This window comes from Cupriavidus sp. 30B13 (assembly GCF_049059565.2).
GTDB lineage: Bacteria > Pseudomonadota > Gammaproteobacteria > Burkholderiales > Burkholderiaceae > Cupriavidus.
On record NZ_CP188223.1, the window covers coordinates 1,202,954 to 1,222,520 of the forward strand.

The 19,567-nt window shown below is 66.4% G+C and carries 15 protein-coding genes and 1 other RNA gene; 11 read left to right on the top strand and 5 right to left on the bottom strand.

The window, feature by feature from the left end; genetic code table 11:
* Positions 1–45 precede the first annotated feature (45 nt).
* Together ACKI2N_RS05615 and ACKI2N_RS05620 are read left to right on the top strand one after the other, a co-directional pair.
* Positions 46–2,334, top strand: a complete 2,289-nt coding sequence (locus tag ACKI2N_RS05615) for an ABC transporter ATP-binding protein (protein WP_420992884.1) — start codon at positions 46–48, stop codon at positions 2,332–2,334.
* 11 nt (positions 2,335–2,345) lie between these two features.
* On the top strand, positions 2,346–2,816 hold the full coding sequence (locus tag ACKI2N_RS05620; RefSeq protein ID WP_420992883.1) for a DUF1854 domain-containing protein: 471 nt from the start codon (positions 2,346–2,348) through the stop codon (positions 2,814–2,816).
* A 30-nt stretch (positions 2,817–2,846) separates the two neighbouring features.
* On the opposite strand, the gene ACKI2N_RS05625 is transcribed toward ACKI2N_RS05620, so the two are convergent.
* The 5 genes from ACKI2N_RS05625 to ompA form a co-directional block, all read right to left on the bottom strand.
* Positions 2,847–3,713 (bottom strand): hypothetical protein, encoded by an 867-nt coding sequence (locus ACKI2N_RS05625; protein ID WP_420992882.1) that lies wholly within the window; start codon positions 3,711–3,713, stop codon positions 2,847–2,849.
* A gap of 494 nt (positions 3,714–4,207) precedes the next feature.
* Positions 4,208–4,566, bottom strand: a transfer-messenger RNA (tmRNA) gene (ssrA, locus tag ACKI2N_RS05630).
* 90 nt (positions 4,567–4,656) lie between these two features.
* Positions 4,657–5,328, bottom strand: a complete 672-nt coding sequence (gene gph, locus ACKI2N_RS05635) for a phosphoglycolate phosphatase (protein ID WP_420992881.1) — start codon at positions 5,326–5,328, stop codon at positions 4,657–4,659.
* A gap of 2 nt (positions 5,329–5,330) precedes the next feature.
* A complete protein-coding gene (gene ubiG, locus ACKI2N_RS05640) occupies positions 5,331–6,080 on the bottom strand; it encodes a bifunctional 2-polyprenyl-6-hydroxyphenol methylase/3-demethylubiquinol 3-O-methyltransferase UbiG (protein WP_420992880.1) in 750 nt (249 codons plus the stop codon).
* 111 nt (positions 6,081–6,191) lie between these two features.
* The gene (ompA, locus tag ACKI2N_RS05645; RefSeq protein ID WP_420992879.1) at positions 6,192–6,851 is read right to left on the bottom strand and encodes an outer membrane protein OmpA; all 660 of its coding nucleotides are present in this window, start codon (positions 6,849–6,851) and stop codon (positions 6,192–6,194) included.
* Between the two features lie 458 nt (positions 6,852–7,309).
* Between ompA and gyrA the strand changes: the two genes are divergently transcribed.
* From gyrA to rpsA, 9 genes are all read left to right on the top strand, one after another.
* A complete protein-coding gene (gene gyrA / locus ACKI2N_RS05650) occupies positions 7,310–10,018 on the top strand; it encodes a DNA gyrase subunit A (RefSeq protein WP_420992878.1) in 2,709 nt (902 codons plus the stop codon).
* Between the two features lie 79 nt (positions 10,019–10,097).
* The gene (locus ACKI2N_RS05655) at positions 10,098–10,673 is read left to right on the top strand and encodes a DUF2059 domain-containing protein (RefSeq protein ID WP_420992877.1); all 576 of its coding nucleotides are present in this window, start codon (positions 10,098–10,100) and stop codon (positions 10,671–10,673) included.
* Positions 10,674–10,802: 129 nt separating this feature from the next.
* Complete coding sequence (gene serC / locus ACKI2N_RS05660; protein ID WP_420992876.1) at positions 10,803–11,963, top strand: 3-phosphoserine/phosphohydroxythreonine transaminase; 1,161 nt, start codon at positions 10,803–10,805, stop codon at positions 11,961–11,963.
* A gap of 132 nt (positions 11,964–12,095) precedes the next feature.
* A complete protein-coding gene (pheA, locus tag ACKI2N_RS05665) occupies positions 12,096–13,235 on the top strand; it encodes a prephenate dehydratase (protein WP_420992875.1) in 1,140 nt (379 codons plus the stop codon).
* A 56-nt stretch (positions 13,236–13,291) separates the two neighbouring features.
* On the top strand, positions 13,292–14,407 hold the full coding sequence (gene hisC, locus ACKI2N_RS05670; protein WP_420992874.1) for a histidinol-phosphate transaminase: 1,116 nt from the start codon (positions 13,292–13,294) through the stop codon (positions 14,405–14,407).
* Positions 14,408–14,576: 169 nt separating this feature from the next.
* Positions 14,577–15,485 carry a prephenate dehydrogenase gene (locus tag ACKI2N_RS05675; RefSeq protein ID WP_420992873.1) on the top strand — a complete coding sequence of 303 codons (909 nt, stop codon included), beginning with the start codon at positions 14,577–14,579 and terminating at the stop codon, positions 15,483–15,485.
* Positions 15,486–15,552: 67 nt separating this feature from the next.
* Positions 15,553–16,857, top strand: a complete 1,305-nt coding sequence (aroA, locus tag ACKI2N_RS05680) for a 3-phosphoshikimate 1-carboxyvinyltransferase (protein ID WP_420992872.1) — start codon at positions 15,553–15,555, stop codon at positions 16,855–16,857.
* Between the two features lie 177 nt (positions 16,858–17,034).
* Entirely contained in the window at positions 17,035–17,697 is a 663-nt protein-coding gene (gene cmk / locus ACKI2N_RS05685; protein ID WP_420992871.1) for a (d)CMP kinase, read from the top strand.
* Positions 17,698–17,843: 146 nt separating this feature from the next.
* Positions 17,844–19,538 (top strand): 30S ribosomal protein S1, encoded by a 1,695-nt coding sequence (gene rpsA / locus ACKI2N_RS05690; protein WP_420992918.1) that lies wholly within the window; start codon positions 17,844–17,846, stop codon positions 19,536–19,538.
* Positions 19,539–19,567: the final 29 nt, after the last annotated feature.

Below are 19,567 nucleotides of genomic sequence, written 5' to 3' on the forward strand. Positions count from 1 at the left end.
TCAAGTTATGTCCATGCCCAGGGGACGCAGCATGCTGTGCCAACGATGACCCAACCTTCCTTGCCCGCGATTGATACCGACGCCTCGAACGAACCCTGGCGTAACGAACTCGGCACCCGCCTGGTGCCCGGCGAGGCCGTCCTGGCCTGGCTGGCGGTGGATCTTGATGCGAGGCTGCATTTTACCCAAGGCTGGGTGCTTGTGACGGATCGTCGGCTGCTGGCCCGCACGCCGGGCCGCAACGACTGGCAGGAATGGGCAATCCAGCCCGGATTATCGCTGCATCACGCCGATCATGCCGGCGTCGGCACGCTCGAGCTGCAGGACAGCGGCCGCCTGCTGGCCACCTGGCGCTACACGCTCGGCCACAACCCGGCCGCGCTGCGGCTGATCGACCAGTTCCAGGCCCAGCGCGATCTTTCCCAGTCGGGCCGCCTGGGGCTGGCCGGGGCCGACGCGGTCTGCCCGACCTGCAAGGCGCCGCTGTCGCCCGACGACGAGCAATGCCCGCAATGCAGCCGCGACCTCGAGGCGCCGCCTTCGACCTGGGCGCTGCTGCGCCTGTGGCGCTTTGCCAGGCCGTACCGCTTCGAGCTGCTGGCCGGTTTCCTGCTGACGCTGCTGTCGACGGCCGCCACGCTGGTGCCGCCGTATCTGACCATGCCGCTGATGGACAACGTGCTGATTCCGTTCCAGAACGGCCTGCCCATCGACTACGGCCGGGTGAAGCTCTACCTGGCCGGCCTGCTGGGCGCCGCGCTGGTGGCGTGGAGCCTGGGCTGGGCGCGCACCTACCTGCTGGCGCGGGTGTCGGAGCGCATCGGCGCCGACCTGCGCACCACTACTTATGAACATCTGCTGCGCCTGTCGCTGGAGTATTTCGGCGGCAAGCGCACCGGCGACCTGATGGCGCGCATCGGTTCCGAAAGCGACCGCATCTGCGTGTTCCTGTCGCTGCACCTGCTGGATTTCGCCACCGACGTGCTGATGATCGTCATGACGGCGGCCATCCTGATCTCCATCAACCCGTGGCTGGCGCTGGTGACGCTGGTGCCGCTGCCGTTCATCGCATGGATGATCCACCTGGTGCGCGACCGCCTGCGCCACGGCTTCGAGAAGATCGACCGGATCTGGTCCGAGATCACCAACGTGCTGGCCGACACCATCCCCGGCATCCGCGTGGTCAAGGCCTTCGCCCAGGAAAAGCGCGAAGTCGAGCGTTTCCGCGAGGCCAACCGGCACAACCTGGCCATCAACGACCGCGTCAACGCGGTGTGGTCGCTGTTTACGCCGACCGTCACGCTGCTGACCGAGATCGGCCTGCTGGTGGTGTGGATCTTCGGCATCTGGCAGGTCTCGCACAACGCCATCACGGTCGGCGTGCTGGTGGCCTTCCTGACCTACATCAGCCGCTTCTACACGCGGCTGGACTCGATGAGCCGCATCGTCTCGGTCACGCAGAAGGCGGCCGCGGGCGCCAAGCGCATCTTCGACATCCTCGACCATGTCTCGAGCGTGCCGGAGCCGGCGCGCCCCGTGCATCTGGAGCGCGTGGAGGGCGCCATCGAACTGCGCGACCTGGGCTTCCGCTACGGCAACCGCGCCGTGATCCGCGGGCTCAACCTGTCGATCGCGCCGGGCGAGATGATCGGGCTGGTGGGGCACAGCGGCTCGGGCAAGAGCACGCTGGTCAACCTGATCTGCCGCTTCTACGACGTCTCGGAAGGGGCGATCCGCGTCGACGGCGTGGATATCCGCTCGCTGCCGGTGTCCGAGTTCCGCAGCCACATCGGGCTGGTGCTGCAGGAGCCGTTCCTGTTCTTCGGCACCATTGCCGAGAACATCGCCTACGGCAAGCCCGGCGCGACCCGCGAAGAAATCGTCGCGGCCGCGCGCGCGGCCCATGCGCATGAGTTCATCCTGCGGCTGCCGCACGGCTACGACTCGCTGGTCGGCGAGCGCGGCCAGGCACTGTCCGGCGGCGAGCGCCAGCGCATCTCGATCGCGCGCGCGCTGCTGATCAACCCGCGCATCCTCATCATGGACGAAGCCACCTCGTCGGTGGACACCGCCACCGAGAAGGAAATCCAGAAGGCGCTGGACAACCTCGTGCAGGGCCGCACCACCATCGCCATCGCGCACCGCCTGTCGACGCTGCGCAAGGCCGACCGGCTGGTGGTGATGGACCGCGGGCAGATCGTGGAAGTGGGCGGGCACGAAGAGCTGCTGGCCCGCGAAGGCGCGTACTACAAGCTGTACCAGGCGCAGGCCCGCAACGTCGACACCGACGCGGAGCAGGATCTCGACACCGCCGAAGCGGTCATTGCCCAATAAGGAAGGCCGCCATGCAGCAAGCCGATTTCAAGCTCTCCCGCAACGCCCTCGGGCGCCTGGTGATGACCACCGCGGATGGCGCGGTGCACGAAGGCGTGGTGCCCGTGCGCGCGTTCCCCATCGCCGCGCCCGACGACGGCGTCGGCATGATCAGCGCCGATGGCCGCGAACTGGCCTGGCTGCCTCGCCTGGACGCGTTGCCCGCGCCGCTGCGCGAGATGATCGAAGCCGAACTGGCCAGCCGCGAATTCATGCCGGAGATCCGCCGCATCCGTTCGGTGTCGACCTTCGCCACGCCCAGCACCTGGGAAGTGGAGACCGACCGCGGCATCACCTCGCTGGTGCTGCGCGGCGAGGAAGACATCCGCCGCCTGGCGGGCTCGACGCTGCTGATCTCCGACAGCCACGGCATCCACTACCTGATCCGCAGCCTTGCCGGGCTCGACAAGGCCAGCCGCAAGCTGCTCGACCGCTTCCTCTGAGCGCGCGGCCCGGACTGCCGCCGCCGGCCGTCAGTGCTTGCCGGTGAAGATCATGCCGGCCTGGCGGTCGGCGCGCATCACGAACAGGTAGAGCTGGCCCAGCGTGGGCAGGCTGTGCGTGGTGGTCGGGTCGTAGTAGGCGATGCCCGTCATCGTCGTGTTCGGATAGCGGCATGGTGCCGCGCCGAACTGCAGGCTGACGTTGTAGACCTTGCCCTGGCGCCGCGGCGTCGCGGTGCCGGTAAACGAGCACCCCGCGCCGGCGTCGACGGTGATGCCGCCCGTGGCGTCGACATGCATGGCGATGCCGTCCGAGCGCATGCCGCTGGTGTCGAGCGCCACCGCGTTGCCGGCGTAGTCGCCCTGCAGTCCGTCCACCGTGGCGACGTAGTTGTAGTCGGTGCTGTAGGTGGCGGTGAACGCGGCATTGCGGGCGTTGCGGTAGGTCAGCTGTGTCTGCATCAGCGTGCTGGGCACGAACCTGCCGTTGAAATTCGCCGCCGTGAGGTTGTAGCCGGCCGCTTCCAGGTTGAAGTCGAGCCCGTTGTTGTTGGTGGTGAGCGTGTCGCTGTTGCTGCTGTAGTTGCCGGTGACGACGCCCATCGGCACGTCGGGCACGCCAGGCGACGAGTAGAAGATGTAGAAAGCGTTCTCGTCGAGCACCAGCACATTGACCCGCTGCCCGTCCGGTGTATTGCCGGTGAAGATGCCGGTGCCGATGGCGTTGGTATCCGGCGCGGCCGGCACGGCAGGGGTGGCGGGCGTGTCGGGCGCCGCCGGCGCGCTCCCGCCCGATGGCGGCGTGCGCACGAGCGCCAGCCCGTTGTCGTTGTCGCCCGATCCGCCGCATCCCGCGAGGGCGAGTGCGATGCCCGCCGCGCCGATGATTCTCTTCATGTTGCCCCTTGCCGGTTCCGTTTTCCTCCGGAGCGGAGCCGTGCCGCCCGGTCGTCGAAAAAAATATCGACTGTAACAGATGATTACAATTTGGCGGCGAAGCGGGACGATGCGGGAGGGAACGGCCACCGGCGGCTGGCCGGGGTGGCCGGCACCGCAAAAGAAAGGCGCCCGCACTGGAACGGGCGGGCGCTTGAGGGATGCTCCGGAACAGACATGAAGACCGGCCGGAAGGCCGTTCCCGCTTGGGTCTGGGATGGGCCTGGGGAGATCATGCCTTCATTGGCGCCGGATGTGAATCAGACGGCTCTTATCGGCAGGGATATCCCTGGCGTTGCCGCCGGGGTCCGGCCGGAAAGCCTGCGCGTCGCGAGATGGCGCGCGGCGGTATTGGCCGGGGCCGGCGACGATTATGGGCGGTAAAAAAAATAAAACCCCGGGGAGCCGATCCTCGGGGTTTTTTGATGGCACCGGCAATAACCGGTATCGAATATTGGTGGAGCCGGCGGGAATCGAACCCGCGTCCGCAAGCCCTCCACAGAGAGTTCTACATACTTAGTTCTGTCATTTGATTTAACCGGTGCATCGCGGACGAACACGCTCTACAACGGCGAGTCACTAGGTTTTCGTCCCCGGGTTCGTGACTCACTCAGGGCTTATCTGACGTAAATGACCTCGCGTAGTCTTGCGACTCTAGCCCGTCAGCGAGCCAGTGCGAGGACGGCCGCAATTAAGCGGCCAGTGCGTAACGTTCGTCGTTAGCAGTTATTGCATTCCCATTGATTAACGAGGTGACGGGTCCTCGGTATGCCCTCCACTGCTTTGTAACCCACGTCGAAACCAGGTCGGCCCCGTGTGAACTGCCTGAACAGTGTCAAGAAATGGGATTGTACTCCGTTGGCGGCCTGAAGTGTAGGGCGCGTCCCGCTGCCGATTCCGGGGACTAGCGGCGCGCGGCCGGCGTCAGCAGCGCGATCAGTTCGCTCGGATGGCGCACCAGGTAGTCAGCGCCCCATTCCTCGGGCGGCTCGCCTTCGCCGCAGTAGCCGTAGGCTGCGGTGACGGTGGCCATGCCGGCGGCCTTGCCGGCCTGGATGTCGCGCAGGTCGTCGCCCACGTACACGCAGCGCGCGGGAGCCACGCCGCTGACCTCGGCGGCGTGCAGCAGCGGGGCGGGGTGGGGCTTGGCATGCGGCGTGGTGTCGCCGCTGACCACTGCCGAGGCGCGCGGCGCCAGGCCGATGGCGGCCACCAGGGGCGTGGTGAAGCGGGTGACCTTGTTGGTGACGATGCCCCAGCGGATGCCGGCTGCCTCGAGGGCGTCCAGCACCTCGCCCATGCCTTCGAACAGGTGCGTGTGCACGGCGATGTCGGCCTCGTAGTAGTCGAGGAAGGTGTCGCGCAGGGCGGGAAACTCTGGATCGGCCGGGCTCTTGCCGAAGGCGGCGCCGATCAGCCCGCGCGCGCCGTGCGATGCCACCGGGCGCAGCTTTTCATAGGCCACGGGGGGGCGGCCATGTTCGGCGACCAGGCGGTTGGCGGCGGCGGCGAGGTCCGGGGCGGTGTCGGCCAGGGTGCCGTCGAGATCGAAGAAGACTGCGTCGAAGGTCAGCATGTTCAGGCGGGCCGGCGGAATGCCATCAGATAGTTCACGTCGGTGTCGCGGCCCAGCGAATAGACCTGGGTCAGCGGGTTGTAGCGCATGCCGCGCATCTCGATCAGTTCGAGCCCGACGTTGCGCGCGTAGCGCGCGAGTTCGGCGGGCGTGATGAACTTGTCGTAGTCGTGCGTGCCGCGCGGCAGCATCTTGAGCAGGTACTCGGCGCCGACCACGGCCAGCAGGTAGGCTTTGAGGTTGCGGTTGATGGTGGAGAAGAACACCGTGCCGCCGGGCCGCACCAGGGTGGCGCAGGCGCGCACGACGGATTGCGGGTCGGGCACGTGCTCGAGCATTTCCATGCAGGTCACCACGTCGACGCTGGCGGGCATGCGCTGCGCCAGCGCTTCGGCGGCGATCTCCTCGTATGTCACCGATACGCCGGACTCCAGGCTGTGCAGGTCGGCCACGCGCAGCGCCTTGGCGGACAGGTCGATGCCGCGCACGGTGGCGCCGCTGCGCGCCATGCTCTCGGCCAGGATGCCGCCGCCGCAGCCGACGTCGACCACCTGCTTGCCGTCCAGGCTGGCGATGCCGTCGATCCAGCCCAGCCGCAGCGGGTTGAGCTCGTGCAATGGCTTGAACTCGCTTTCCGGGTCCCACCAGCGGTGGGCCAGTTCGCTGAACTTGTCGATTTCGCGGGCGTCGGCGTTCTTGCCGAGCAGGGTGGTTTCCAGGGTGGGGTGGTGCGGCGTGGAGATCTGCGTCATGGAGTTTGGCGCGCAGCCGGTGCGGCAGCGTGGAAGCGGAGGGTATTGCGGCACTGTATCAAAAAAAAAGCCCAGCTTGCGCTGGGCTTTTCTTCATCGGAAGGAATCCGATTAACGTGCGCTGCGGGTGCCGACCACTTCGACTTCCACGCGGCGGTTCGGCTGCTGGCAGGCGATTTGTGCGGTGCGGTTGCCCTTGCACGACTTCGGATCGACCTTCAGCTGACGCTTGCCCTTGCCTTCCGTGTAGACACGGTTGGCTTCCACGCCCTTGCTCACCAGATAGGCCTTGACGGCTTCGGCACGACGGATCGACAGGCGATCGTTGTACTTGTCCGAACCGAACGAGTCGGTATGGCCAACGGCGATGATGACTTCCAGGGTGATGCCGGACAGCTTGGAGACCAGGTCGTCCAGCTTTGCCTTGCCTTCGGGCTTCAGCACGGCCTTGTCGAAATCGAACAGGGTGTCGGCAGCGAAAGTGACCTTCTCGCTGGAGACAACCGGCGGAGCAACCGGTGCGGGCGGTTGAGCAACCGGAGCGGACGCCGGAGCCAGGGCGCCATCGCACAGGGCGTTGGCGGTGGCCGGGGTCCACGAGCTATCGCGCCAGCAAAGCTCGTTCGTGCCGTTCTTCCACACGTACTCGCTCGTACCGTTGCCCCAGTTATCGTTCACAGCCTTCTTTTCGTAGGGGACGGACTGGGCTTGAGCGGATGCAGCCATTACTGCGGTAGCTGCAACGAGCGCGAGCTTGGCAAATTTTTTCATATTTCTCCTCTCAGGATGAGATCACCGCAGGGTTACTGCGAGCAAATGGACGGAAACAAGTCATACATTCTTCGGAGTATAACATTCTCGATGCGGTGTATGCTCCACTTCGAACAATGTCTGGCTCTTCGCTGGGGAATTGTGCCACAAGCCTCGTTTCCTAAGAAGTAAATATATTCGATTCAATCAATGGGTTTTAGGCCTGTGGTGTTTGTGCAACATGGCCCTTGCGATGCCCGGAAACCCTTGTCTGGCCGGGCTTGCAGGTTTTCGGTCCGGGCGCCTCGCACCCGTTTGCGGGCCCGCGCGAGGCCCGCCGCGCGGGCCTGCCGCGGCTGCGGGGGCGGGGTGCCGGGCATGTTAGAATGCCACGTTGCCCTGCTGTCAGACGCCGTCCCGGCGAATGGCGATTCACCTGGGTGCCTTCTGTTTAAATTCGCCGCATAACCCACGCCGCAATGGATCAATTCGCCAAAGAAACCCTTCCGGTCTCCCTCGAAGAGGAAATGCGCCGCTCCTATCTCGATTACGCGATGAGCGTGATTGTCGGGCGCGCGCTTCCCGATGTGCGGGATGGCCTGAAGCCGGTACACCGGCGTGTGCTCTATGCGATGCATGAGCTGAACAACGACTGGAACCGGCCGTACAAGAAATCGGCGCGTATCGTGGGGGATGTGATCGGTAAGTACCACCCCCACGGCGACACTGCTGTATACGATACGATCGTCCGCATGGCGCAGAATTTCTCGCTGCGCTACATGCTGGTCGACGGCCAGGGGAATTTCGGTTCGGTGGACGGGGATAACGCAGCCGCCATGCGTTATACCGAAATCCGCCTGTCCAAGATTGCCCACGAGATGCTGCTGGACATCGACAAGGAAACTGTCGATTTCGGGCCGAATTATGACGGTTCCGAAAATGAGCCGCAGATTCTCCCGGCGCGCATCCCCAATCTGCTGATTAATGGTTCGTCGGGCATCGCGGTGGGCATGGCCACCAATATCCCGCCACACAACCTCAACGAAGTGGTCGACGGCTGCCTGCACCTGCTGCGCAATCCGCAGGCCACGGTGGACGAGCTGATCGAGCTGATCCCGGCGCCGGACTTCCCGACCGCCGGCATCATCTACGGCATCCAGGGCGTGCGCGAGGGCTACCGCACCGGCCGCGGCCGTGTGGTGATGCGCGCCAAGACGCACTTCGAGGACATCGACCGCGGCCAGCGCCAGGCGATCATCGTCGACGAGCTGCCCTACCAGGTCAACAAGCGCACCCTGCTCGAGCGCATCGCCGAGCTGGTCACCGACAAGAAGGTCGAAGGCATCTCGGATATCCGCGACGAGTCCGACAAGTCCGGCATGCGCGTGGTGATCGAGCTCAAGCGCAACGAAGTGCCGGAGGTGGTGCTCAACAATCTCTACAAGCACACCCAGCTGCAGGACACCTTCGGCATGAACATGGTGGCGCTGGTCGACGGCCAGCCGCGCCTGCTGAACCTGCGCCAGATGCTGGACTGCTTCCTGTCGCACCGGCGCGAAGTGGTCACCCGCCGCACCGTGTTCGAGCTGCGCAAGGCGCGCGAGCGCGGCCACGTGCTGGAAGGCCTGGCGGTGGCGCTGGCGAACATCGACGAGTTCATCGCCATCATCAAGGCCGCGCCGACCCCGCCGATCGCCAAGCAGGGCCTGATGGCCAAGGCGTGGGATTCGAGCCTGGTGCGCGAGATGCTGTCGCGCGCCGAGGGCGAGACGCCGGGCGGCCGCGCTTCCTATCGCCCGGACGGCCTGCCGGCCATCTTCGGCATGCAGGGCGACGGCCTGTACCGCCTGTCCGACTCGCAGGCGCAGGAAATCCTGCAGATGCGCCTGCAGCGCCTGACCGGCCTGGAACAGGACAAGATCGTCCAGGAATACCGCGACATCATGGCGGAAATCGCCGACCTGCTCGACATCCTGTCGCGGCCCGAGCGCATCAGCACCATCATCGTCGACGAACTGACCGCGATCCGCGCCGAATTCGGCGACGCGCGCCGCTCGCATATCGAGCTCAACGCGACCGAGCTCGATACCGAGGATCTGATCACGCCGCAGGACATGGTGGTGACGCTGTCGCACAGCGGCTACATGAAGAGCCAGCCGATCTCCGAATACCGCGCGCAGAAGCGGGGCGGGCGCGGCAAGCTGGCGACCGCCACCAAGGAAGACGACTGGATCGACACGCTGTTCGTGGCGAACACCCACGACTACATCCTGTGCTTCTCCAACCGCGGCCGCCTGTACTGGCTCAAGGTGTACGAGGTGCCGCAGGGTTCGCGCAACTCGCGCGGCCGGCCGATCGTCAACATGTTCCCGCTGTCCGACGGCGAGAAGATCAACGTCATCCTGCCGGTGCGCCAGTTCGACGCAGAGCATTTCATCTTCATGAGCACCGCGCGCGGCACCGTGAAGAAGACCGCGCTGACCGAGTTCTCCAACCCGCGCAAGGCCGGCATCATCGCGGTGGACCTCGATGAGGGCGACTACCTCATCGGCGCCGCCGTCACCGACGGCCAGCACGACGTGATGCTGTTCTCCGACGCCGGCAAGGCCGTGCGCTTCGACGAGAACGACGTGCGCCCGATGGGCCGCCAGGCGCGCGGCGTGCGCGGCATGAACCTGGAAGACAGCCAGAGCGTGATCGCCATGCTGGTGGCGCCGGCCGAGACCAGCGAGCAGGCCGGCACGGTCGGCAGCGTGCTGACCGCCACCGAGAACGGCTACGGCAAGCGCACGCCGATCGCCGAATACACTCGACACGGCCGTGGCACCAAGGGCATGATTGCGATCCAGACGAGCGAGCGCAACGGCCGGGTGGTGGCCGCGGCGCTGGTATCGCCGGACGACGAGATCATGCTGATCACGACCGGCGGCGTGCTGATCCGCACACGCGTGGCCGAGATTCGCGAAATGGGCCGCGCCACGCAGGGCGTCACGCTGATCAACGTGGACGAAGGCACCAAGCTGTCCGGGCTGCAGCGGATCGTCGAGAGCGATGCCGACAACGGCGTCGCGGGTGACGAGTCCGACGCGGCCGAGGCGGATGGCGCCGAAGGTGCCGCGCAGGGGGAGCAGGCCGGTACGCCTGACGACACCGAGGCGGGCACGCCGGATACGGGATCGAATTCGTAAGTTGTTGCAACATTGGACCGCGGGCCGGAACTCGATTGCCGGCGGCGGGACTAAAACGGACATATTCAAGGGAGTCACAATGCTCAAGACCTATCGACGTATCGCTGTTCTGGCTGCCTTCGTGCCGGCCATGATGCTGGCCGGCGCGGCGCATGCCCAGGCTCAGGCCCAGGACGCGGACAAGACCGCGGCCATCAAGGAACTGCTGACGGTGATGCAGGCCGACCAGGCCGTGAAGGGCCAGGCCGACAACTGGCAGCAGGGCGCCAAGCAGGAAGCGCCCATGGTCCTGGAACAGGTCCTCGTCGAGAACAAGACGCTCAACGACAAGCAGAAGCAGGCCGCTGTCGACAAGCTGAAGAAGAACGGCGCGGTGCAGCGCATGGTCGATGGCGCCGGCCAGGCCTTCACCACCGACGGCTTCAAGAGCGACGCCATCAAGGCGCACTATGACGCCTTCGCCAAGTACTACAGCGCGCAGGAAATCCGCGACCTGACCACCTTCCTGAAGTCGCCCACGGGCCAGAAGTTCATGGCCAACCAGGGCAAGGCTACCCAGGAAATCTGGGGCTCGATGATGCAGAAGTACGGCCCGCAGGTCGGCAAGTCGATGCGCGACGCCGCCGAGAAGGAAATCGCCGCCGCGTCGAAGTAAGCTGCTGCGCAGGCCGGCAACCCGGCCGCCCGGAGCGGGGGCGCTGCCCCCGTCTCCCCATTGCGGTGCGGGTTTGAGGGATAATGGCTGCTTGGTCTACACCGGCAGCCATTTTTCATTCTTACTTCCATGAACGAACCCCAGAATCCAGCACTTGCCGCCATGATGCAGCGCGCCGTGGCCGAGCGTGTCTATAACTTCTCGCCCGGTCCGGCAGCGCTGCCGACCGAAGTGCTGCTGCAGGCGGCAGAGGAGATGCTGTCGTGGCATGGCACGGGGGTGTCGGTCATGGAAATGAGCCACCGCAGCCGCGAGTTCGAAGGCATCCAGGCCGAGGCGCTGGCCAACCTGCGCGAGTTGCTGCACGTGCCGAAGAACTTCCGCATCCTGTTCCTGCAGGGCGGCGCCATCGGCGAGAACGGCATCGTGCCGCTGAACCTGATGCGCCGCGTGAACGCCGAGCGTCCCAAGGCCGATTTCGTCGTGACCGGCAGCTGGTCGGTGAAGTCCGAGCAGGAGGCGCGCCGCTATGGCGAGGTCAATGTCGCCGCCACCAGCGCCGCGCAGAAATTCACGCGCATCCCCGACGTGTCCGAATGGAAGCTGTCCGACGACGCGGCCTACGTGCACCTGTGCACCAACGAGACCATCGGCGGCGTCGAGTTCCAGGACGTGCCCGACATCGGTCAGAGCCGCGACGGCGGCCCGGTGGTGGTGGCCGACGTCTCCAGCCACATCCTCTCGCGCCCGGTGGACTGGTCGCGCATCCAGGTCGCCTACGGCGGCGCGCAGAAGAACATCGGCCCGGCCGGCGTGACCATCGTGATCGTGCGCGAAGACCTGCTGGGCCACGCGCATCCGCTGTGCCCGTCCGCCTTCGACTGGCGCCTGGTGGCCGAGCACAACTCGATGTACAACACGCCGCCGACCTACGCCATCTACATTGCCGGCCTGGTCTTCAAGTGGCTCAAGGCCCAGGGCGGCGTCGACGCGATCGAGCAGCGCAACATCGCCAAGGCGAGCGCGCTGTACCGGTTCCTGGACCAGAGCGCGTTCTACCGCAACGACATCGATCCGGCCAGCCGCTCGCGCATGAACGTGCCGTTCTTCCTCGCCGACGAGTCGCGCAACGAAGCCTTCCTGGCCGGCGCGCGCGCCAACGGGCTGGTGCAGCTCAAGGGCCACAAGTCGGTCGGCGGCATGCGCGCCAGCCTGTACAACGCCATGCCGCTCGACGGCGTGCTGGCGCTGATCGAATACATGCGCGAGTTCGAACGCAGCGCGGCCTGAGCGTTTTCCCCCCGGCATGGCGCGGCCGGCCCGCGCCATGCCGCGCATCCTCGCTCGGGATGGCGCGGAGATGGCGCAAACCGGTCTTTTTCAGAGCCGTCTTGCAACGAAGCGGCGAAGCGGATCCATACGATGACAAACCAAGACAAGCACAGTGCGCAGGAGGCGGCGCAGCAGGACAACGCCGCGGCCGAGAAGGCGCTCGGCGTCGAGCTGACGCCGCTGCGCGAGCAGATCGATACGCTCGACCGCGAGCTGCTTTCGATGCTCAACCGCCGCGCGCAGCTCGCGCTCGACGTGGGCGAGGTCAAGAAGAAGTACGGCGCGCCGGTGTTCCGCCCGGAGCGCGAGCTGCAGGTGATCCGCAAGGTCCAGGGCGCCAATCCGGGCCCGCTGCTCGACGACAGCGTGGCGGCGATCTGGCGCGAAGTGATGTCGGCCTGCCGCGGGCTGGAGAAGCCGCTCGAAGTGGCCTTCCTCGGCCCGGCCGGCACCTTCTCCGAGCAGGCGCTGTATGCGCATTTCGGCCATGAAGTGAGCGGCGTGCCGTGCCCGAGCATCGACGAGGTGTTCCGCGCGGTGGAAGCCGGCACCGTCGAGTACGGCGTGGTGCCGGTGGAAAACTCCACCGAGGGCGCGGTGTCGCGCACGCTCGACCTGTTCCTGCAGACCTCGCTCAAGATCAGCGGCGAGATCGCGCTCAAGGTGCACCACAACCTGATGGCGTCGTCGCCCGACATGAAGGGCGTGACCGTGGTGCGCGCCCACGCGCAGGCGCTGGCGCAGTGCCAGCACTGGCTCACGGCCAACTATCCGCATCTGGAGCGCCAGGCGGTGTCGAGCAACGCGGAAGCCGCGCGCATGGCGAGCGAGGACCCGACCGTCGCGGCCATCGCCGGCGAGTCGGCGGCCAACCGCTATCACCTGCACCTGGTGCGCACGCATATCCAGGACGATCCGCACAACCGCACGCGCTTCGCCGTGATCGGGCGCTACGAGACCGAGCCCTCGGGCAGCGACCAGACCTCGATGATCCTGTCGGTGCCGAACAAGGCCGGCGCGGTCTACCAGTTGCTCGCGCCGCTGGCCGACAACGGCGTGTCGATGTGCCGCTTCGAGTCGCGCCCCGCGCGCAGCGGCGCGTGGGAGTATTACTTCTACGTCGACGTGGAAGGCCACCAGAACGACGCGGCGGTGGCGCGCGCGCTGGAGGAACTGCGCCGTAACGCGGCCTATTTCAAGGTGCTGGGCTCGTACCCGTCCAGCAAGTAAGGCAGCAAATCAAGACAGCAAGCAGACAGCAAGACAGCGATCAGCAAGGAGTCGACATGGCAGAGCAGGGCAAGCAATTCGGTCCCGAGTACGTGCGGGCGATTTCTCCGTACGTGGCGGGCAAGCCGATTTCCGAGGTGGCGCGCGAGTTCGGCCTGGACGAAGCCGCCATCGTCAAGCTGGCCTCGAACGAGAACCCTCTCGGCATGCCCGAATCCGCCCGCACCGCCATCGCGGCCGCGGTGGCCGAGCTGGGCCGCTACCCCGATGCCAACGGCTTCGAGCTGAAGGCCGCGCTGTCGGCCCGCTTCGGCGTGCCGGCCGAATGGCTGACACTGGGCAACGGCAGCAACGACATCCTGGAGATCGCCGCGCACGCGCTGGTCAGGCCGGGCGAGTCGATCGTCTATGCCGAGCACTCGTTCGCGGTGTACGCGCTGGCCACGCAGGAAGTCGGCGCGCGCGCGATCGAGGTCAAGGCGCGCGACTACGGCCACGACCTCGAGGCGATGGCCGCCGCCATCGCGCCGGACACGCGCCTGGTCTTCATCGCCAACCCCAACAACCCGACCGGCACCTTCCTGCCGGCGGCCGCCATCGAACGCTTCCTGGCCAAGGTGCCGGCCGGCGTGGTGGTGGTGCTGGACGAGGCCTACAACGAATACCTGGACGACGCGCAGCAGTACGACTCGGTGGCGTGGGTGCGCCAATACCCGAACCTGCTGGTCTCGCGCACCTTCTCCAAGGCCTACGGCCTGGCCGGCCTGCGCGTCGGCTACGCGGTGGCGCAGCCCGGGCTGACCGACCTGCTCAACCGCATCCGCCAGCCGTTCAACGTCAACAGCCTGGCCCAGGCGGCAGCCATCGCGGCGCTGGGCGACGCGGCCTTCCTCAAGCGCAGCGCCGAGCTGAACCGCGCCGGCAAGGCGCAGCTGGTCGAGGCATTCGACCGGCTCGGCCTGCAATACGTGCCGTCCTCGGGCAACTTCGTGCTGGTGCGGGTGGGCCAGGACGACGGCGCCGGCGCGCGCGTCAACCTGGCGCTGCTCCGGCAGGGCGTGATCGTGCGCCCGGTCGGCAACTACAACCTGCCGCAATGGCTGCGCGTGACCATCGGCCTGCCCGAAGAGAACGCCGCCTTCATCGCGGCGCTCGAAAAAGCGCTCGGATAAGGGTGCGCAGGCCTGTCTTGCCGCCTTTGCCGAACCCTTTGCCGAGCCGTTTGCCGAGTCCTTTCGCCGCGGCTTTCCGGCCCGCGCCCGCGCAATCGGCGGCGCCGCCGCCGGGCGGAGCGGATACAATGCCGGATTCCCGAACTTTCGTGCCTGGCAGCGTATCTCCGTGACCGAACCTGCGTCCGCTCCCTATTTTTCCCGTGTCGTCATCGTCGGCGTCGGCCTGATCGGCGGCTCGCTCGCGCTTGCGCTCAAGCGGGCCGGCGCGGTCGGCACCGTGGTCGGCGTGGGCCGCTCGCAGGCTTCGCTCGAGCGCGCGCTCAAGCTCGGCGTGATCGACGAGGCAGCCACGCTGGAAGAGGCTGCCAGGGGCGCCAGCGTGATCGTGCTGTGCGCGCCCGTGGCGCAGACCTTTGCGCTGCTGCATGCACTCGAGCCGCATCTCGAGCCCGCCACCATCGTCACCGACGCCGGCAGCACCAAGTCCGATGTGATCGTGGCCGCCAAGACCGCGCTGGGCGACAAGGCCGCGCAGTTCGTGCCGGCGCATCCCATCGCGGGCCGCGAACTGAACGGGGTCGAGGCCGCGCTGGCCGATCTCTACGACGGCAAGCGCGCCGTGCTGTGCCCGCTGCAGGAAAACAGCCGCCTCGACGTGGCCGCCGTGCGCGCCATGTGGGAAACCGCCGGCGCACACTGCGACGTGATGTCGGCCGTCCAGCACGACGCGGTGTTCGCCGCGGTCAGCCATCTGCCGCACCTGCTCTCCTACGCGCTGGTGGCCCAGGTGGCCAACGCCGAGGACGCCGCGCTCAAGCTCGATTTCGCCGGCGGCGGCTTCCGCGATTTCACGCGCATCGCCGCGTCCTCGCCGGAAATGTGGCGCGATATCTGCGTCGGCAACCGCGAGGCCCTGCTGAGCGAGCTGTCCACCTACCAGGCCATGCTCGCGCACCTGAAGACACTGATCGAGAAAAGCGACGGCGCGGGCCTGGAGCGCATTTTCCAGCGCGCCAGCCAGGCGCGCCTGCGGTGGGGCGCGCAGCGCGCGCCCGCCGCCAACGCCGAACCCTGACCGCCACGCCACTGACACCGCGGCGGCCCGCCACCGGCAGGGCCGCCGCACAACCAGCCCGCAGACCATGGAACACCTCACGCTCGGTCCCCTCACTCGCGCTTCCGGCACGGTCCGCCTGCCGGGCTCCAAAAGCATCTCCAACCGCGTGCTGCTGCTGGCGGCGCTCGCCGAAGGCGAGACGCGCGTATGCGACCTGCTTGATTCCGACGACACCCGCGTGATGCTGCAGGCGCTGCGCACGCTCGGCGTGGAATGGCGCCAGGAAGACGGCGCGTGCGTGGTGCGCGGCGTCGGCGGCAATTTTCCCAACAAGTCGGCCGAGCTGTTCATGGGCAACGCGGGCACCGCGATCCGCCCGCTGACCGCGGCGCTGGCGCTGCAGGGCGGCAGCTACAAGCTGTCCGGCGTGCCGCGCATGCACGAGCGGCCCATCGGCGATCTGGTCGACGGCCTGCGCCAGATCGGCGCCAGGGTCGACTACCTCGGCACCGAGGGCTATCCGCCGCTGCAGATCTCGCCGGCGCCGATCCGCGTCGACGCGCCGATCCGCGTGCGCGGCGACGTGTCCAGCCAGTTCCTCACCGCGTTGCTGATGACGCTGCCGCTGGCCGACGCCGCCACCGGCGCCATCGAGATCGAGGTGGTCGGCGAGCTGATTTCCAAGCCCTACATCGAGATCACGCTCAACCTGCTGGCGCGCTTCGGCATCGACGTCAGGCGCGAAGGCTGGTCCCGCTTCATCGTGCCGGCGCGCGCCGCCTACCGCTCGCCCGGCGAGATCTTCGTCGAAGGCGATGCCTCGTCGGCTTCGTATTTCCTGGCGGCCGGCGCCATTGGCGGCGGTCCGCTGCGGGTGGAAGGCGTGGGCATGTCGAGCATCCAGGGCGACGTGAAGTTCGCCGAGGCGCTCAACCGCATGGGCGTCAACGTCATGGCCGGCGCCAACTGGATCGAAGTGCGCGGCACCGAGCGCGACGACGGCCGCCTGCGCGGCATCGAGCTGGACTGCAACCACATCCCGGACGCCGCCATGACGCTGGCGGTGGCCGCGCTGTTCGCCGACGGCCCCACCACGCTGACCAATATCGCCAGCTGGCGGGTCAAGGAAACCGACCGCATCGCCGCCATGGCCACCGAGCTGCGCAAGCTCGGCGTGGAGGTCGAGGAGGGCGCGGACTACCTGAAGGTGACGCCGCCGTCGCAATGGCAGACGCCGGCCGGCGGCATCGATACCTACGACGACCACCGCATGGCGATGTGCTTCTCGCTGGCCGCCTTCGGGCCGCTGCCGGTGCGCATCAACGAGCCGGGCTGCGTGGCCAAGACCTTCCCCGATTATTTCGAGGTGTTCGGCACGGTGACGCGCTGATCACCGCGCGCGCTTGTCCGCGCCTGCCCCAGTAGCGGTCGGGCGCGGAATGCGCCACAGTAAGAGAATGCGCTGCGAACGGTGCTGACCGGGCGCGGCTGAAGCACGGCGTGCTTGCCGCGGCGCATGCGTGCTTTTTATCCAGGAAGTTAATTTTTTGTTCTGTTTCAATAAGCAATGACTATCGTCGACGTCATCACAATCGACGGGCCCACCGCCTCCGGAAAGGGCACCGTAGCGCACAAGGTGGCCGATGCGCTCAGCTTCCACTTGCTGGACAGCGGGGCCTTGTATCGCCTGGTGGCGCTCGCCAGCGAGCGTGCGGGCATCGACGCGCAGGATGTCGAGGGGCTTGCAAAGCTGGCCACCCGCCTCGATGTCAAGTTCGGTCCGGACCGGGTCTGGCTCAGCGGCGAGGAGGTCAGCCTGGCCATCCGCGCCGAGGCCACCGGCAACCGCGCCTCGGCCATCGCGGTGCACCAGCCGGTGCGCGACGCGCTGACGGCGCTGCAGCGCGGTTTCCGCAAGCTGCCAGGGCTGGTCGCCGACGGGCGCGACATGGGCACCGTGATTTTTCCGGACGCCCGGCTGAAGGTGTTCCTGACCGCAAGTGTCGAGGCGCGCGCTCGCAGGCGCTATAAACAATTGATTGATAAGGGAATTTCTGCTAATATCGAAGACCTTTTGCGTGACCTCGAGTCGCGCGACCTGCGGGATCGCACCCGCACGGCCGCGCCGCTGCGTCCCGCAACGGATGCGCAACTGCTCGATACCTCCGAGATGACGGTGGATCAGGCGGTGGCGCAAGTGCTGGACTGGTACGCCGCGCAGGGTTGCTGACCCGCGCCCGGACCGCCCCGCGCCGAAGTGCCGGCAGCGCCCGCGTGCGCGGAACTGCCGGTGTTGTTCAACCTGACCCCGCTGCCCAGGCAGACTGAGCGCGATCCTCGCGCCGGCCCGAGTACTGCGGATTGCTAAACAAGTTTATGTCCGACCTGCAAACTAACGAATCCTTTGCCGCACTGTTCGAGGAATCCGTCGCCCGCTCCAATATGAAGGCTGGCGAAGTGATCTCCGCTGAAGTCGTGCGCATCGACCACAACTTCGTGGTCGTCAACGCCGGCCTCAAGTCCGAAGCCTTTGTGCCGGTGGAGGAGTTCCTGAACGACCAGGGCGAACTCGAAGTGCAGGCCGGCGACTACGTCTCCGTGGCCATCGACGCGCTCGAGAACGGCTATGGCGACACCATCCTGTCCCGCGACAAGGCCAAGCGCCTGGCATCGTGGCTGAACCTCGAGAAGGCGCTGGAAGACGGCGAGATCATCTCGGGCACGGTCACGGGCAAGGTCAAGGGCGGCCTGACCGTCATGGTCAACGGCATCCGCGCGTTCCTGCCGGGCTCGCTGGTCGATGTGCGTCCGATCAAGGACACCACGCCGTACGAAGGCAAGACCCTGGAATTCAAGGTCATCAAGCTGGATCGCAAGCGCAACAACGTGGTGCTGTCGCGCCGCGCCGTGGTCGAAGCGACCCTGGGCGAAGAGCGCCAGAAGCTGATGGAAACCCTGAAGGAAGGCGCCATCGTCAACGGTATCGTCAAGAACATCACCGACTACGGCGCGTTCGTGGACCTGGGTGGCATCGACGGCCTGCTGCACATCACCGACCTGGCATGGCGCCGTGTGCGCCACCCCAGCGAAGTGCTGTCGGTCGGCCAGGAAATCACCGCCAAGATCCTCAAGTTCGACCAGGAAAAGAACCGCGTCTCGCTGGGCGTGAAGCAACTGGGCGAAGATCCGTGGGTCGGCATCTCGCGCCGCTACCCGCAAAGCACCCGCCTGTTCGGCAAGGTGACCAACCTGACCGACTACGGCGCGTTCGTCGAGATCGAAGCCGGCATCGAAGGCCTGGTGCACGTGTCGGAAATGGACTGGACCAACAAGAACGTTGCCCCGTCCAAGGTTGTCCAGCTGGGCGACGAAGTCGAAGTCATGGTGCTCGATATCGACGAAGACAAGCGTCGTATCAGCCTGGGCATGAAGCAGTGCAAGGCCAATCCGTGGGACGATTTCAGCCGTAACCACAAGAAGGGCGACAAGCTGGCCGGCCAGATCAAGTCGATCACCGACTTCGGCGTGTTCATCGGCCTGCCCGGCGGCATCGACGGCCTGGTTCACCTGTCGGATCTGTCCTGGCAGGAAACCGGCGAAGAAGCCGTGCGCAAGTACAAGAAGGGCGACGACGTGGAAGCCGTGGTCCTGGGCATCGACGTCGACAAGGAACGCATCTCGCTGGGCATCAAGCAGCTGTCGGGCGATCCGTTCAACAACTTCATCTCGGCCAACGACAAGGGTTCCCTGGTCAACGGCACCATCAAGACGGTGGACGCCAAGGGCGCCGTGGTGCAGCTGGCTGACGACGTGGAAGGCTACCTGCGTGCATCCGAAATCTCGGCTGACCGCGTGGAAGACGCCCGCAACGTGCTGAAGGAAGGCGAACAGATCACCGCCCTGGTGGTGAACGTCGACCGCAAGTCGCGCAACATCAACCTGTCGATCAAGGCCAAGGACAGCGCAGAGCAGCAAGAAGCGATGCAGAAGTTCCAGGCTGACACCGGCACTGCCGGCACGACCAACCTGGGCGCGCTGCTGAAGGCCAAGCTCGGCCAGGACAGCCAGTAAGCATCGGTTCCTACCCCTGCCAGCGGATG

Excerpts from the sequence above, each read along its gene's own strand:
- ACKI2N_RS05615 (WP_420992884.1), top strand. The coding sequence starts at position 46 with ATGACCCAACCTTCCTTGCCCGCGATTGATACCGACGCCTCGAACGAA.
- ACKI2N_RS05620 (WP_420992883.1), top strand. The coding sequence starts at position 2,346 with ATGCAGCAAGCCGATTTCAAGCTCTCCCGCAACGCCCTCGGGCGCCTG.
- ACKI2N_RS05625 (WP_420992882.1), bottom strand. The coding sequence starts at position 3,713 with ATGAAGAGAATCATCGGCGCGGCGGGCATCGCACTCGCCCTCGCGGGA.
- gph (WP_420992881.1), bottom strand. The coding sequence starts at position 5,328 with ATGCTGACCTTCGACGCAGTCTTCTTCGATCTCGACGGCACCCTGGCC.
- ubiG (WP_420992880.1), bottom strand. The coding sequence starts at position 6,080 with ATGACGCAGATCTCCACGCCGCACCACCCCACCCTGGAAACCACCCTG.
- ompA (WP_420992879.1), bottom strand. The coding sequence starts at position 6,851 with ATGAAAAAATTTGCCAAGCTCGCGCTCGTTGCAGCTACCGCAGTAATG.
- gyrA (WP_420992878.1), top strand. The coding sequence starts at position 7,310 with ATGGATCAATTCGCCAAAGAAACCCTTCCGGTCTCCCTCGAAGAGGAA.
- ACKI2N_RS05655 (WP_420992877.1), top strand. The coding sequence starts at position 10,098 with ATGCTCAAGACCTATCGACGTATCGCTGTTCTGGCTGCCTTCGTGCCG.
- serC (WP_420992876.1), top strand. The coding sequence starts at position 10,803 with ATGAACGAACCCCAGAATCCAGCACTTGCCGCCATGATGCAGCGCGCC.
- pheA (WP_420992875.1), top strand. The coding sequence starts at position 12,096 with ATGACAAACCAAGACAAGCACAGTGCGCAGGAGGCGGCGCAGCAGGAC.
- hisC (WP_420992874.1), top strand. The coding sequence starts at position 13,292 with ATGGCAGAGCAGGGCAAGCAATTCGGTCCCGAGTACGTGCGGGCGATT.
- aroA (WP_420992872.1), top strand. The coding sequence starts at position 15,553 with ATGGAACACCTCACGCTCGGTCCCCTCACTCGCGCTTCCGGCACGGTC.
- cmk (WP_420992871.1), top strand. The coding sequence starts at position 17,035 with ATGACTATCGTCGACGTCATCACAATCGACGGGCCCACCGCCTCCGGA.
- rpsA (WP_420992918.1), top strand. The coding sequence starts at position 17,844 with ATGTCCGACCTGCAAACTAACGAATCCTTTGCCGCACTGTTCGAGGAA.